The sequence below is a fragment of the Streptomyces jeddahensis genome, from assembly GCF_001642995.1.
Lineage (GTDB): Bacteria > Actinomycetota > Actinomycetes > Streptomycetales > Streptomycetaceae > Streptomyces > Streptomyces jeddahensis.
Window position 1 is genome coordinate 1 of sequence record NZ_LOHS01000056.1, and the last position, 14,485, is coordinate 14,485.

Sequence of the window (14,485 nt, forward strand, 5' to 3'; positions counted from 1 at the left end):
CGCGCTGGAGGCGCACCGTCCGCCGCTGCGCCCCGAGCCGCTGCTCCTGACGGGCGGGCGCCCGTTGCGCCGGGCCTCGATCAGCGCCACCGCACGCTCGGGCAGCCACGCGGACGCCGTACCGCTGTCGTCCGAGCCGGGGCCGAACAGATGCGGCGCGAGCTGGGCCTGGAGGTCGGCGGGGGTCGGGCGGGCGCTCGCCTCCATCTGCATACAGGACTCGATGAGCGGACGGAGCTCGTCCGGCAGCCCCTCGAGGTCCGGGCCCTCGCGCAGCAGCATGAACACCGTTTCGACGGGGTTCGCGCCATGAAAGGGCGGGTGCCCGGTCGCGGCGAAGACGAGGGTCGAGCCGAGCGAGAACACATCGCTCGCGCCGGTCACGCTGCGCGAGTCCTTGGCCTGCTCGGGCGACATGTACGCCGGGGTGCCGACGGCGACGTTCGTCATGGTCAGACGCGTGTTGGAGACGCCCGACGCGATACCGAAGTCGATGACGCGCGGCCCGTCCTCGACTACGAGCACGTTCGACGGCTTGAGGTCGCGGTGGACCAGCCCCGCGCCGTGGATGGACTGCAGCGCCTCGGCGACGCCGGCCGCCAGCCAGCGCACCGCCTGGACCGGCAGCGGCCCGTGCTCGTTCACTATCTCCTCGAGCGAGGGCGCGGGGACGTAGGCGGTGGCGAGCCAGGGGACGGCGGCGCGCGGGTCGGCGTCCACCACCGCGGCCGTGTAGAAGCCGGACACAGCCCGGGCCGCCTCCACCTCGCGGGTGAAGCGGACGCGGAACAGCTGGTCCTCTGCGAGCTCGGTCCTGACGGTCTTGATCGCCACGCGCCGGCCCGACGCCGACCGTGCGAGATAGACCAGCCCCATGCCCCCGGCACCCAGCCGGCCCAGCACCTCGAACGGCCCGATCCGCCTCGGATCGTGCTGCGTCAGCTGATCCACCACTTCCCTGCCACCTCCCCGTACGCGGCTGCGACCTGGCAGCCACTGCGCAGCGTCTCACCCCGGATCGCCACGGTGCCGCGCACCCCGATTCTTCCTTTCTTGGGCACCGGTTGCTAACCCGGGGCCGCTTCGGGGTGTCTCAGGGCAAAACGTATCCCTTACTCACCGGTCACCCGGCCGGCGCCGGATTCAGTCCTGGAGCACCGCGAACGACGCGCCCTGGTCGTCCATGAGAACCGCGATGCGGCCGTACGGGATGTCGAAGGGTGGCGCCTGAACGCGGCCGCCCAGCCGGACCACCGCATCCGCTGTCGCGTCGCAGTCGGCGACGTTGAAGTAGACAAGGAAATGGGACGGCATCTCGACGGGGAAGGCGCCGGACATCACGCTCCGCCCGCCGATCGCGGTGTCGGGTCCCGGCTCCGTGCCCCGGGGCGACCAGGTGCGGAAGTCGACGCCGGCGTCCTCGAGGTCGTATCCGCCGTAGCCGAAGACGCCCTCGTAGAAGGGGTCGACGACCGCCTTGTCGCGTGAGTACACCTCGGTCCAGCAGAAGGACCCCGGCTCCTCCTGTTTCTCGAAGCCCGTGTGGGTGCCGCCCTGCCAGAGCCCGAAGACGGCGCCCTCCGGGTCGGCCGCCAGCGCCATGGTGCCGAAGGGCCCGACCGGCATGGGCTCCGCGACCAGCTGCCCGCCGGCGTCCCGGATCCGGTCGGCGAGCGCGAAGGCGTCGGGGGTGGCGAGGTAGACGGTCCATACGGTGGGCATGCGGCCGTCCTGCTTGGGCGCGAGGGCGGCCACGTTCTTTCCGTCGCTGTACGCCTGCGTGTAGTAGCCGTACTCCGCGCCCGCGCCCTCGTCGAAGGTCCAGCCGAAGACCTCGCCGTAGAAGCGCTTGCCCCCCTCCACGTCGGGGAGCATCGCGTCCACCCAGCACGGAACGCCTTCCGCGAAGGTTCTCTCGCCCATGAGCCCGCCTGCCCCTCTTGTCCCTGTCTTCTTCTCTGTGACGCCGACTAACACGGATGTGTGGCGTCCGTCACACATAAGCTAATGGCCGCCCGTGGTGCCCGCAGGGAATTGATTCGAACACTTGGTCAATTTCTCATCCACCGATCTTGTCCACAGGCTGTTGATAACACTTGTGCATATCCACCCGTACCCGGGCATCATCAGGCGCATGAGACCCCGTGGCCACACGCCCGCGGAGGCAGCCAACCCCATTTGCAGTCGGCCGAATCGCGCTCCGATCACCCCTCGGTAAGCTGACGGCATGACAGGACAAGTACGAACCGTTGACGGCCGTGTGGCTGGAAGGCGCGGGCAGGCGACGCGTCAGAAGCTGCTCGAGTGCCTCAGTGAAATGCTCAGCTCGTCGCCCTATCGGGACGTCAAAGTCATCGATGTGGCCCGGAAGGCGGGGACCTCGCCCGCGACCTTTTACCAGTACTTCCCGGACGTGGAGGGTGCGGTCCTCGAGATCGCCGAGCAAATGGCCGCGGAGGGCGCCGGGTTGACCGAGCTCCTCGCCGGCCGCTCCTGGGTGGGCAAGGCGGGCTGGCAGACGGCCCAGGACCTGGTCGACGGCTTCCTCGACTTCTGGCGCAAGAACGACGCGATCCTCCGCGTCGTCGATCTCGGCGCGGCCGAGGGCGACAAACGCTTTTACAAGATCCGGATGAAGATCCTCAACTCCGTCAACAATTCACTTACCGAGACGGTCAAGGAGCTCCAGGCCAAGGGCAAGGTCGACAAGGAGCTGAGTCCCGCGGCGGTCGCGGGTTCCCTGGTCGCCATGCTCGCCGCGGTCGCCTCGCACCAGAAGGGCTTCCAGTCCTGGGGCGTCAAGCAGGCCGAACTGAAGCCCAGCCTCGCTTTGTTGGTGCACCTCGGCATCACCGGGAAGAAGCCCACCCGGTAGCCCGGGGCAACCGAAGTCCTGTCAGGCAGGCGGCAGATCACCCAGGTGATCTGCCGCCTGCCGCTTTGTGGGACGGCCACCGCCGTCATCGAGGCGAGCCGTCGCCATCAAGGCGTGAGTCGCCGCCATCGAGGCGTGAGTCGTGGTCATCGAGGCGTGAGCCGGAAAACGCGGATCTCGCGGCTGACCCGGGACTGGTACAGCCCGTAGGGCGGCCAGAACACCAGCACCTCCTGCCACACCCGCGCCCGCTCGTCCCCCTCCAGCAGCCGCGCCGTCACCGGGATGTCCCGACCCCGCCAGTTGATCTCGGCGTCCGGATGGGCGAGCAGGTTGCCCGTCCACAGCGGGTGGTCCGGCCGGCCGTAATTGGAGCCGAGCACGATCCAGTCACCGGACGCCTCGCGCATGCAGGCGAGGGGCGTACGCCGCGGCAGTCCGCTCTTGGCGCCGCGCGCCGTGAGCACGAGGCCCGGCAGCATCCGGGCGCTGAGCTGCACCTTCCCACGGGTCAGCCGGTGCACGGCGAGGTCCATGGCCGGCAGGAAGTACGGCGCGACCCTGGCGAAGGCGCGCGAGGCGGAGATCTTCTGCACGAGTCGCAGGGCGGGGGTGCCCGGAGTGGCGGCAGACATCACAGACCAGCCTCCTCGAAGAGACCCGACCGTTCCGCGGCATGGGCCCGCAGCCGGTGCACCGGGCCGAAGAGCAGTTCGTCGCCCGAGGCGCGCTTGAAGTACAGGTGCACGTCATGCTCCCAGGTGAAACCGATACCGCCGTGCAGCTGCACGGCTTCCGACGCGGCCGTGCGCAGCGCCTCGAGGGCCTGCGCGAGGGCCAGGCTCCCCACGACCGGCCCCTCGCCGTCCCGGTCGCCGCCCGCCGCCGCGGCCCAGGCCGCGTAGTACGCGGCCGAGCGCGCGGCCTGCACCTGTACGTAGACGTCGGCCAGCCGGTGCTTGACCGCCTGGAAGGAGCCGACCGCGCGGCCGAACTGCTCGCGCTGCCGCACGTACTCGACGGTCCGCTCGAGCACCCGGTCGGCCGCCCCCACCGCCTCCGCGGCGATCACCGCGGCGGCCGTGTCCCCGACGGCGGCCAGGGCGCCGGCCACATCGGCGCGGCTCGCGGCGCCTTCATCGCCGAGCAACTCCGCTTCGACGTCCCGCAGTTCGATCCGTGCCTGCGGCCGCGTCTCGTCCAGCGACGTCTGCCGGGTGCGCACAAGGCCCGCTGCGCCTTCCCGGACCAGGAAGAGGAGCGTGCGGGGGCGGGCGAAGCCGCCGGTGTGGGCGGCCACCACGAGCAGGCGGGCGCTGTGGCCGTCCAGCACCTGCTCGGCCTGCCCGTACAACCGCCATCCGCCGTCCGCCCGCCGCGCCTGTACGCCGCCCGCGCGGCCTCCGCCCGCCCAGTCGCCGCGGTTGTCCCCGGTCAGCCCGAGGGCCGTGGCGAGGCCCGTACCGGGGACGGCGAGGGCCGCGGTGAGCTCGCCGGAGGCGATACGGGGCAGCAGTTCCGCGCGCTGCGGCCCGCTGCCGAGGGCCAGGAGGAGCGGCGCCGCCAGGACGGCGGTGGCCAGCAGCGGTGAGGGCGCCAGGGCTCGGCCCGACTCCTCACAGGCGAGGGCGAGTTCGGTGACCGAGCAGCCCACCCCTCCGTACTCCTCGGGGGTTGCGAGCCCGGGCAGGCCGAGCTGCTCGGAGAGCGCGCTCCACAGGGAGGTGTCGTAGCCGGCGGCCGTCCGCGTCGCCGACTTCACCTCATCCGGACCGCAGCGTTTGAGCAGGACTTCCCGCAGGGTGCGACGGATCTCGTCCTGCTCGGCGGTGAAGGTGGCGTCCATCGGCGAGGCTCCTCCCCGGGGCCGGATCCATGCCGACCCCGATCGGACCTGAGCAGTCATCCAGCATCGATCGACCCGATTCAATCTGACGGAGCGTCATATTAGGCCTGCCGTCCACGAATGCACAGGGACGGTCCGCAGATACACGGGGACGGTCCGCAGATACACAGGGAAGGTCCACGGATACACAGCGAGGGTCCACGGATGCACAGGGGGCAGGACGAGCCCTCCCGGCATCCCGCGCATCTGATGTACCGTCAGATCCATGCCAGGTTCAGCGACCTCCCGTGCCATCGGGACCCGCAAAGTGGCCGTCGTCGGCGTAGCACTCTCGGACTGCGGCCGCGTCGACGAGGCCACCCCCTATGCCCTGCACGCCCAGGCCGCCCGCCGGGCACTCGCCGACTCCGGGCTCGGCCGCGAGGTCGTCGACGGCTTCGCCTCCGCGGGGCTCGGCACCCTGGCGCCGGCCGAGGTGGCCGAGTACCTGGGCCTGCGGCCCACCTGGGTCGACTCGACCTCGGTCGGCGGCTCGACCTGGGAGGTCATGGCGGCCCACGCGACGGACGCCATCGCCGCCGGGCACGCGAACGCGGTCCTGCTCGTCTACGGCTCGACGGCCCGCGCGGACATCAGGGCGGGCCGCCGCACCTCCAACCTCTCCTTCGGCGCGCGTGGCCCCCTCCAGTTCGAGGTGCCGTACGGGCACACGCTGATCTCCAAGTACGCGATGGCCGCACGCCGCCATATGCACGAGTACGGCACGACGCTCGAGCAGCTCGCCTCGGTGGCCGTACAGGCGCGCGCCAACGCCGCGCACAACCCGGACGCGATGTTCCGCGACCCGGTCACGGTCGACGACGTCCTCTCCGGTCCGGTGATCGCCGACCCGTTCACGAAGCTGCACTGCTGCATACGCTCCGACGGCGGGGCGGCCGTGCTGCTGGCCGCCGAGGAATACGTACGAGACTGCCGCACCGCGCCGGTGTGGGTGCTCGGGACCGGGGAGCATGTCTCCCACACGACCATGTCGGAGTGGCCGGACTTCACGGTCTCCCCGGCGGCGGTGAGCGGACGGCTGGCGTTCGAGCGGGCGGGGGTGCGGCCGGAGGAGATCGACGTGGCCGAGATCTACGACGCCTTCACGTACATGACCCTCGTCACGCTGGAGGACCTCGGCTTCTGCGCGAAGGGCGAGGGCGGTTCGTTCGTCGAGAAGGGCCGACTGACGCTGACGGGCGACCTGCCGGTGAACACGGACGGTGGCGGTCTTTCGGCTCAGCACCCGGGGATGCGCGGCCTGTTCCTGCTCGTCGAGGCCGTGCGGCAGCTGCGCGGGGAGGCGGGCGAGCGACAGGTACGCAGGCCCGGCGGCCGCCTGCCGGAGCTCGCGGTGGCATCCGGCACGGGAGGGTGGTTCTGCTCGTCGGGGACGGTGGTGCTGGGGCGGGGCTGAGGGCTGCCCGGCGGCTTGATGGGACGCCGGGCGGGCTTCCGGGCGGCACGGTCTGTGCCAGGGGGCTGTCAGTGCCAGGAGCGATACTCGGGCGCATGGGAACGGATCTTCACGAGCTGCTGAGGTCGCTGCGGGTGTGGGACACGGAGCTTCCCGGCTTCGACCCGTCCGCCGCGCCCGCGGACCCGCTGCCGCTGTTCGAGCAGTGGTTCGCCGAGGCGGTGGCGGCGGGCCAGACCGAACCGCACACCGTCGCCCTGGCGACGACGGACGAGGACGGGCTGCCCGACGTCCGCACGGTGATGCTGCACGGGGCGGACGCGGACGGCTGGTCGTTCGCGACCCACGCGACCAGCCGCAAGGGCCGGCAGCTCGCCGGACGGCCGTATGCGGCCCTGGGGTTCTACTGGCCCGTGCAGGGCCGCCAGGTCCGCCTCCGCGGCCCCGTCACGGTCGCATCCCCGGAGGAGGGTCAGGCGGATCTGCACGCCCGCTCGACCGGGGCTCTGGCGGCGGCGCTGGTGGGCCGCCAGAGCGACGTCCTCGCGTCTCGCGAGGAGTTGATACGGGCATCGGAGGCCGCCTGGGACCGCGCCCAGCGCGAACCGGACGCACCTGCCCCGACCTGGACGCTGTACCGGGTCGTCCCGGACGAGGTGGAGTTCTTCCAGGGCGACGAGCGGCGGCAGCACGTCCGGCTCGCGTACCGCAGGGCGGCCGGGTCGGGCTGGGTCAGGCAGCTGCTGTGGCCGTGAAGAGGCAGACCGTGGAGTCCTGCACGGGGCGGTAGCCGATGCGCTGGTAGAGGCGGTTGCTGGTGGGGTTGGCGAGGTCGGTGAAGAGGAGCACCTCGTCGGCGCCCCCGGCCAGCGCGGAACGGCTCACCTCGGCGGTGGCGGCACCCGCGTAGCCACGGCCGCGCAGCTCGCGCGGGGTGTAGACGGGGGCGACGCGGACCATGCCCGCGATGCGCCGGCTGGCGCCCGCCATGGAGACCGGGGTGCCGTCAGGGGTCTCCCAGAGTGTGACGCCGCCGTAGGCGATGCGGCTGTCGGCCCACTCGCCCGCATCCCTGCCGGGCCCGTCGCCGACGGCCTCGCTGAACTCGGTGTGCCAGCGCTTCAGCAGCTTCCGGTCCCGGGCGCCCGCGACCCGGGCCCGGCCGGGCGGTGCCGGCTCCGGCGGCGTGAGCTTCTCGAGCCGGTAGAGGCGCTGGCGCTGGCCGACACGGGGCACGGCACCGGTGCGCTTCTGCCAGGCCGCGCCGAACGCGTCGGCGGTCGACGGGTCGGCGGCCACCCCGGGCACATCCGCGGTCCGGTCGGCGAGCCGTTCTGCCAGTGCCGTCGCGGCCTCTGCCGGGACGGATGTGAGCTGAACCGGATACGGCGGCGTCCACAGGAAGACACCGGCGACCTCACCCCGCACCGCGAGCGTGCCGAACAGCGGGTCCCCCGCACCGTAGACATGTAGGCCGCGCTCGCGCAGGTTCCCGGTGACGGTGAGCAACACCGTGTGCAGGACGGGATCAGCGCGCAGGAAGTCCCCGGCGCGGCCCACGAAGCCGTCAAGATCGTGGGTCAGCTGCCAGTCCACGTCATACGAGGGTGTGGTCATCCCTCATGGTGACGCGACCCGCGGGGACGGCGGAACCGAATGTGAGGACGGGCCGGCGCCGGCGTCGTCCGGGCCGCGGAACCGAGTTTCCGGGCCGCGGAAGCGAATGCGCGGACGGGCCGCATCACCCGCCCGCATCCCGGCCGCCCGCGGGCCGGAACCCCGGCACCACGAAGTCCCCGCCCGGCAGGGCCTGGAACGCCGCCTCCAGCCCCATCCCGATCCGCAGTGCGCCCTCCTCGCACTCCACGACCTCCGTCATCATCCGCGGCCCCTCCTCGAGATCCACGACCGCGGCGACGTAGGGCGTACGCGTACCGAAGGGCGGCAGGTCGTTCCTGTGGACCACGGACCACGTGTAGAGCGTGGCGCGGCCGCTCGCCCGTTCCCACGCGACGTCCTCGCTCCAGCAGTGCGGGCAGAACTCACGGGGATAGTGGTGGGCGCGGCCGCAGGAACGGCACCGGCGCAGCAGCAGCCGGCCCTCGGCCGCCGCGTCCCAGTAGGGGCGGGTGAAGGCGTCCGGTTCGGGGAGGTCGAACCGCGCGGCCGCGCTTGTCTGCGTCATCCGAGTCATCCGAAGAGTCCGATCGCGCTGTCGAGGGACCAGGTCTGCCAGGACATCCCGAAGAGCGCGACGACCGAGATCAGCGCCATCATCGAGTTCTGGCCCTGCTCGGCCCAGTCATGGATCATGAGGACGAGGTAGAGGACGTTGAGCAGCAGGCCGCCGACCAGGGCGATCGGTGTGAGGAAGCCGAGGACCAGGCCGAGTCCCAGCGCGAGTTCGGCGTAGACGACGACATACGCCATGACCCTGGGCCGGGGCGCGACGACGACGTCGAAGCCGCTGCGCACCGCGTTCCACCTGTGTTTCGCGGCGACGTCCGCCGCCCACGCGATCCCCGTGCCCCGCTCGAACCAGCCCTTCTTGTCCTTGTGCCGCCAGCTCTCCAGCCACCACAGACCGAGTCCGATGCGGAGCACGGCGAGCCATTCGGCGCCGCTGAGCCAGATCGACTCCATGGGACGGGCTCCTCCCGCTGCTGGACGCTGCCACACGGCACTGCCCTGACTTATCTGACGGTACGTCAGTTCAACGCATCGCGAGGCGGCTGGCAAGAGCCCCGCCGGCCTCGCCCGCGGTCGCGATGAGTCACGGCCAGGCGAAGCTAAGTCATAGCCCGGGGCAGGTGAGTCATAGCCAGGGGAAGGTGAGTCATGGCCAGGGGAAGGTGAGTCATGGCCAGGGGAAGGTGACGTGAACGAGTCCGGTTGACGGCCGTGATCGATTCGCAATCGGTTTCCGCATTGACCAGGTCCCTTCCAGGGACGACGCGGATACGCTCCCGCCCATGACCGACTCGACTGCCGCCGGGCACCCCTCGGTGCCGCACCACGAAGACCGCCCCGTCTACGTGATCGGCGGCGGACCCGGCGGGCTCGCCGCAGCGGCAGCGCTGCGCGCGCGGGGCCTACGAGCCGTCGTACTGGAACGCGCCGAGCACGTCGGCGCCTCCTGGCGTCGGCACTACGACCGGCTCCACTTGCACACCACCCGGCGGCTCTCCGCCCTGCCGGGCCTGGCCATGCCGCGCTCCTTCGGGCGGTGGGTCTCGCGCGACAACGTGGTCCGCTACCTGGAGAAGTACGCCGAGTACCACGGTCTCGAGATCATCACCGGTGTCGAGGTGTCGCGCGTGGAGCGGGCTCCCGACGGATCGGGCTGGCTGCTGCACGCCACGGGCGGGCGCGAGCTGACGGGCAGCGCGGTCGTGGTCGCCACCGGCTACAACCACACCCCGCATCTGCCCGACTGGCCCGGCCGCGACTCGTACGCCGGCGAACTCCTGCACGCGTCCGCATACCGCAACGCGGCGCCGTATGCCGGTCGCGACGTCCTCGTCGTCGGCGTCGGCAACACGGGCGCCGAGATAGCCGTCGACCTGGTCGAAGGCGGTGCCTCGCGCGTGCGGCTCGCGGTGCGCACGGCACCGCACATCGTGCGCCGTTCCACGGCGGGCTGGGCGGCCCAGTTCACCGGGATCCTGGTGCGGCGGCTGCCGGTCGCGGTCGTCGACCGGCTCGCCCGGCCGCTCGCGAAGATCAGCGTCCCGGACCTGACGGCACACGGCCTGCCGCGCCCCGACACGGGGCTGTACTCGCGCGTCAACGAGGGCTCCATCCCCGTTCAGGACGTCGGCCTGATCGACGCCGTGCGCAAGGGCCGGGTCGAACCGGTGGCGGCCGTCGAGTCCTTCGAGGACGGCAAGGTCGTCCTCGCGGACGGCAGCCGCATAGGCCCGGAGGCCGTCATCGCAGCCACCGGCTACACGCGGGGCCTGGACAACCTCGTCGGCCACCTCGGCGTACTCGACAGGCGAGGCCGCCCGGTGGTCCACGGCGGGCGCACGCCGATGGGGGCCCGCGGCCTGTACTTCACCGGCTTCACCAACCCCATCAGCGGGATGTTCCGCGAAATGGCCCTCGACGCGGAGAAGATCGCCAAAGCGATAGCCCGCGGAGCCTCCGGCGCCTCGCGGGCGGCGGCAGCGCGACACTGAGCGGCGCCTGCGGGCCGCCCGTATCCCCCCCTACGGCCGCACGGCAGTACGGCGCCGCGCGGCCCGCAGAACCGTCTTGGGACCACCTGGGACAACGGTGACCGGGCAGGCAGCGGTGACAGGTTCACGTCAGTAACGCGGGGGGTACGCATCGCATGTCCGCCGCACACGTCTCTGCACACGCGGCAAGCCCCTTCCTGACTGGGCGTCAGTTACGTAATCTGACTATGCGTCAGTTATTCGCTGTCACACAGGAGCGGGCGGACCGATGCTTGGATCGACATACGGCACCACCCTCACCACCGACTCCCGCCGCACGCGTGTTGTGGCCTGCGGCGAGTCCCTGCCGCCTGCCGTGCACGGCAGCGCCGCGACGACCGGCGACCTCGATGTCAGCGGGCGGCCGCTGAACGCCTCCGTGCCCGACCTGGACCGCCTCTTCCGCCCGGAGTCCGTGGCCGTCGTCGGCGCCTCGGACGCCGAGGGGCGACCGAACACGGGCATCACCAGGCAGCTGCTCTCCTGGGCCGAGCGGGTCGGCGCCCGGCTGCACCCGGTGCACCCGACCCGTCAGTCCGTCTTCGGCATACCGTGCTTCCCTTCCGTCAGAGACCTGCCTGAACAGGTCGACCTGGCCGTACTGCTCGTAGCCGACCCCCTTCCCGTGATCGAGGAACTCGCCGAGACCAAGGCGAAGTTCGCGGTCGCCTTCGCCTCTGGATTCGCCGAGACCGGTGAGGCGGGTGCCGCCGCCCAGGACCGGCTCGCCGCCGCCGTGGAACGCTCCGGCATACGACTCCTCGGCCCCAACACCAACCTCAACGCCTTCGAGCGTTTCCGCGACGACCTGGACGGCCCGGCGATCGCACTGATCACGCAGTCCGGGCACCAGGGCCGCCCCGTCTTCGCCCTGCAGGAGCTGGGCATCCGCCTCTCCCACTGGGCACCCACCGGCAACGAGGCCGACCTGGAGACCGCGGACTTCATCTCCTACTTCGCCGAGCAGCCCGAGGTCGGCGCCATCGCCTGCTACGTCGAGGGCCTCAAGGACGGGCGCTCCTTCCTGCTCGCCGCCGACCGCGCGGCCCGGCGAGGGGTGCCGGTCGTCGCCGTCAAGGTCGGCCGCACCGAGACCGGCGCCCGCACGGCCGCCTCACACACCGGCAAGCTGACCGGCGCGGACGCGGTGGTGGACGCGGCGATGCGGCAGTACGGCGTGATCCGCGTGGACGGGCTCGACGAACTCCAGGACACCGCGGCCCTGCTGGCGCGGGCCCGCAAGCCGGTGGCCGACGGGGTCGTCGTCTATTCGATCTCGGGCGGCACGGGCGCGCACTTCTCGGACCTGGCGGTGCAGGCCGGGCTGAAGCTGCCGACGCTGTCCGATGCGAAGCAGGCTGAGCTGCACCAGTGGATACCGGAGTACCTCAACGTCGCGAACCCCGTCGACAACGGCGGGCACCCCGTCGGCGACTGGCGCGGTCGCAAGATCATCGACGCGATCCTCGACGACCCCTCCGTGGGAGTACTGATCTGCCCGATCACCGGCCCCTTCCCGCCGATGAGCGACAAGCTCGCGCAGGACCTGGTGGACGCGGCGGAGCGGACCGACAAACTGGTGTGCGTGGTCTGGGGGTCGCCGGTCGGCACCGAGGACGCCTACCGCAAGACCCTCCTCGGGTCCTCGCGCGTGGCCACCTTCCGGACCTTCGCGAACTGCATCACCGCGGTGCGCGCACACCTGGATCACCACCGGTTCACCGCCGCGTACCGCTCGCCCTTCGACGAGGCGCCGCGCACGGCATCCCCGGCCTGCCGCAAGGCGCAGGCCCTGATGCGACCCGGTCGGCAGTTGAGCGAGCACGCGGCCAAGCAGCTGCTGCGCACCTATGGCATCCGGGTGCCGCGCGAGCAGCTGGTCACCAGCGCGGCCGCGGCCGTTCGGGCGGCCGGTCTCGTGGGCTACCCGGTCGTCATGAAGGCGTCGGGAACGCAGCTCGCCCACAAGACCGAACTCGGCCTGGTCAAGGTCGGGCTGACCTCGGCCAGTCAGGTCCGCGACGCCTACCGCGAACTGACCGACATCGCCCGCTTCGAGGGCATCACGCTGGACGGTGTCCTCGTCTGCCAGATGGTCGAGCGGGGGGTCGAGATGGTCGTCGGCGTCACACAGGACCCGCTGTTCGGGCCGACCGTGACCGTCGGCCTCGGCGGCGTACTCGTCGAGGTGATGCGGGACGCGGCCGTGCGCGTGCCGCCCTTCGGCGAGGACCAGGCACGGGCCATGCTCGGCGAACTGCGCGGGCGGGCCCTGCTCGACGGGGTCCGGGGGGCACCTCCAGCCGACGTGGATGCGCTGGTCGAGGTCGTGCTGCGCGTTCAGCGGATGGCGCTCGAGCTCGGCGACGACCTCGCCGAGCTGGACATCAACCCGCTCATGGTGCTGCCCCGCGGGCAGGGGGCGGTGGCGCTGGACGCGCTGGCCGTGTGCCGTTGAGGCTGCATGGCTGCGAGCCACTGAGAATCCGTGGCTGCGAGCCGCTGATGCTTCGTGGCTGCGAGCCCCTGCGGCTGCATGGCTGTGGGCCGCTGGGGCTCCGTGGCTGCGAGCCGCTGAGGTTCCGTGGCTGCGAGCCCCTGCGGCTGCATGGCCGTGGGCCGCTGGGGCTCCACGACTGCGAGCCGCTGATGCTTCGTGCGCGGGCATCGCGGTCGGCGGCACGGAGGCCGGGGCCCGCGACGCCGGGACTGCCGGGACCCGAGGCGCCGGACCTGGCCCTGCCCCCGCTCGCGCCCGCCCCCAGGCCTGCGCACGGGCCCACGCCGGCGCCCCTGCCCGCGGCCGTACCCGTACCGGCCCCCATGCCGGCACCCGCGGCACGCCAGGCCGGGCTCCCACAAGTGCCCAGCCCCACGCTGACACCGATGCCCCCGCCGGCACCCATGCACGACCCCACGCACGAGCCCACCGCCGCACCGAACGGAGCCACTCCCCCATGACCGACGCCCCCCTCACGACGACCTCCGACAACTCCGCCGGGTCTCCCGAAGAATCCGGAGAATCCGTCGAGTCATTGGTACTGCACGCCACTGACAACGGCGTCTCGTGGATCACGCTCAACCGGCCCGACGCCATGAACGCCGTCACCTGGGACCAGCGAGAACGCATCATCCGGCTGCTTGCCGAGGCCTCCGCCGACCCGGACGTACGAGCCGTCGTGATCACCGCCACCGGCAGGGGTTTCTGCGCGGGAGCCGACCTGCGCGGTTCTCCCTCCACCGGCGAGCGGATCCCCGGTGACGTGGCACGGACCATCCGGCTCGGTGCCCAGCGCCTGATCGCGGCCGTCCTCGACTGCGAGAAGCCGGTGATCGCCGCGGTCAACGGCACGGCCGCCGGCATAGGCGCCCATCTCGCGTTCGCCTGCGACCTCGTACTGGCCGCGGAATCCGCCAGGTTCATCGAGGTGTTCGTACGGCGCGGACTGGTGCCGGACGGGGCGGGTGCGTATCTGCTCGCTCGTCTCGTCGGTCCGCAGCGCGCCAAGGAACTGATGTTCTTCGGCGACACGCTCCCTGCCGCCGAGGCCGAACGGCTCGGACTCGTCAACCGTGTGGTCCCGTCCGACGAGCTGGAGAAGACGGCGCGCGAGTGGGCCCAGCGGCTGGCCGTCGGCCCCACTCGGGCCATCGCCCTCACCAAACACCTGGTGAACGCCTCCCTCGACACGGACCGCACGACGGCCTTCGCCGCCGAGGCCGCGGCCCAGGAGATCAACATGTCGACGGCGGACGCGCAGGAGGGCGTGGCCGCGTTCGTGGAGCACCGCTCTCCGGCGTACAAGGGCCGCTGACACCTTCACTTCTGACGCTCCGTCAGTTTTAATGGGTAGCGTGATGGGACACGCAGGGATGGCGGCCACCGTCGTCCGATACCTCAGGTCCGTCGGGGCGCCTACCGCCGCCCGAGCCGTCGACGCGCTGCCGCGTCCCGAGCTGCGCGCGGTACGGGACGACGAGCGCGCACCGGTCGATGCGGCCGAGTTCCGGCGCGTACTGGGGAACTTCGCGACCGGCGTGACCGTGATCACCGCTCCCGCCGAGGAGGATGACGGCCCGGCAGGCTT

The 14,485-nt window shown here is 71.6% G+C and carries 13 protein-coding genes and 1 pseudogene; 7 read left to right on the top strand and 7 right to left on the bottom strand.

Features of this window, described 5'->3' with window-relative positions:
* Positions 1 to 954: serine/threonine-protein kinase (locus tag STSP_RS08860; RefSeq protein ID WP_157902798.1), on the bottom strand; the 954-nt coding region annotated here is incomplete at its 3' end.
* A gap of 189 nt (positions 955 to 1,143) precedes the next feature.
* Positions 1,144 to 1,923, bottom strand: a complete 780-nt coding sequence (locus STSP_RS08865) for a VOC family protein (RefSeq protein ID WP_067274402.1) — start codon at positions 1,921 to 1,923, stop codon at positions 1,144 to 1,146.
* Positions 1,924 to 2,227: 304 nt separating this feature from the next.
* Here STSP_RS08865 and STSP_RS08870 point away from each other — a divergent pair, with 304 nt between their 5' ends.
* Positions 2,228 to 2,875: a TetR family transcriptional regulator gene (locus STSP_RS08870; RefSeq protein ID WP_067274405.1), complete on the top strand. Its 648-nt coding sequence runs from the start codon at positions 2,228 to 2,230 to the stop codon at positions 2,873 to 2,875.
* 146 nt (positions 2,876 to 3,021) lie between these two features.
* Here the strand turns inward: STSP_RS08870 and STSP_RS08875 are convergent, their stop codons facing one another.
* Together STSP_RS08875 and STSP_RS08880 are read right to left on the bottom strand one after the other, a co-directional pair.
* Positions 3,022 to 3,510, bottom strand: coding sequence for a nitroreductase/quinone reductase family protein (locus STSP_RS08875; protein ID WP_067274408.1), 489 nt, complete (start codon positions 3,508 to 3,510; stop codon positions 3,022 to 3,024).
* Positions 3,510 to 4,721: an acyl-CoA dehydrogenase family protein gene (locus tag STSP_RS08880; RefSeq protein WP_067274409.1), complete on the bottom strand. Its 1,212-nt coding sequence runs from the start codon at positions 4,719 to 4,721 to the stop codon at positions 3,510 to 3,512. Before STSP_RS08880 ends, STSP_RS08875 begins: the two co-directional genes overlap by 1 nt.
* Positions 4,722 to 4,986: 265 nt before the next feature.
* Here STSP_RS08880 and STSP_RS08885 point away from each other — a divergent pair, with 265 nt between their 5' ends.
* Together STSP_RS08885 and STSP_RS08890 are read left to right on the top strand one after the other, a co-directional pair.
* Positions 4,987 to 6,177, top strand: a complete 1,191-nt coding sequence (locus STSP_RS08885) for a thiolase C-terminal domain-containing protein (protein WP_078067004.1) — start codon at positions 4,987 to 4,989, stop codon at positions 6,175 to 6,177.
* Between the two features lie 95 nt (positions 6,178 to 6,272).
* Entirely contained in the window at positions 6,273 to 6,932 is a 660-nt protein-coding gene (locus STSP_RS08890; RefSeq protein WP_067274412.1) for a pyridoxine/pyridoxamine 5'-phosphate oxidase, read from the top strand.
* Here the strand turns inward: STSP_RS08890 and STSP_RS08895 are convergent.
* The 3 genes from STSP_RS08895 to STSP_RS08905 all read right to left on the bottom strand — a co-directional run bounded on the left by STSP_RS08895 (position 6,910) and on the right by STSP_RS08905 (position 8,820).
* A complete protein-coding gene (locus STSP_RS08895; RefSeq protein ID WP_067274413.1) occupies positions 6,910 to 7,794 on the bottom strand; it encodes a GNAT family N-acetyltransferase in 885 nt (294 codons plus the stop codon). The genes STSP_RS08890 and STSP_RS08895 overlap by 23 nt on opposite strands.
* A 124-nt stretch (positions 7,795 to 7,918) precedes the next feature.
* Positions 7,919 to 8,362 (bottom strand): Zn-ribbon domain-containing OB-fold protein, encoded by a 444-nt coding sequence (locus STSP_RS08900; protein ID WP_067274414.1) that lies wholly within the window; start codon positions 8,360 to 8,362, stop codon positions 7,919 to 7,921.
* Between the two features lie 5 nt (positions 8,363 to 8,367).
* Positions 8,368 to 8,820 carry a DoxX family protein gene (locus tag STSP_RS08905; RefSeq protein WP_067274417.1) on the bottom strand — a complete coding sequence of 151 codons (453 nt, stop codon included), beginning with the start codon at positions 8,818 to 8,820 and terminating at the stop codon, positions 8,368 to 8,370.
* Between the two features lie 329 nt (positions 8,821 to 9,149).
* Between STSP_RS08905 and STSP_RS08910 the strand changes: the two genes are divergently transcribed.
* The 4 genes and pseudogenes from STSP_RS08910 to STSP_RS08925 form a co-directional block, all read left to right on the top strand.
* The gene (locus STSP_RS08910; protein ID WP_067274420.1) at positions 9,150 to 10,358 is read left to right on the top strand and encodes a flavin-containing monooxygenase; all 1,209 of its coding nucleotides are present in this window, start codon (positions 9,150 to 9,152) and stop codon (positions 10,356 to 10,358) included.
* A gap of 268 nt (positions 10,359 to 10,626) precedes the next feature.
* The gene (locus STSP_RS08915) at positions 10,627 to 12,855 is read left to right on the top strand and encodes an acetate--CoA ligase family protein (RefSeq protein WP_067274421.1); all 2,229 of its coding nucleotides are present in this window, start codon (positions 10,627 to 10,629) and stop codon (positions 12,853 to 12,855) included.
* A gap of 499 nt (positions 12,856 to 13,354) precedes the next feature.
* Positions 13,355 to 14,212 (top strand): enoyl-CoA hydratase/isomerase family protein, encoded by an 858-nt coding sequence (locus tag STSP_RS08920; protein ID WP_078067005.1) that lies wholly within the window; start codon positions 13,355 to 13,357, stop codon positions 14,210 to 14,212.
* A gap of 43 nt (positions 14,213 to 14,255) precedes the next feature.
* A pseudogene (locus STSP_RS08925) lies at positions 14,256 to 14,485 on the top strand (flavin reductase); the annotation flags it as partial.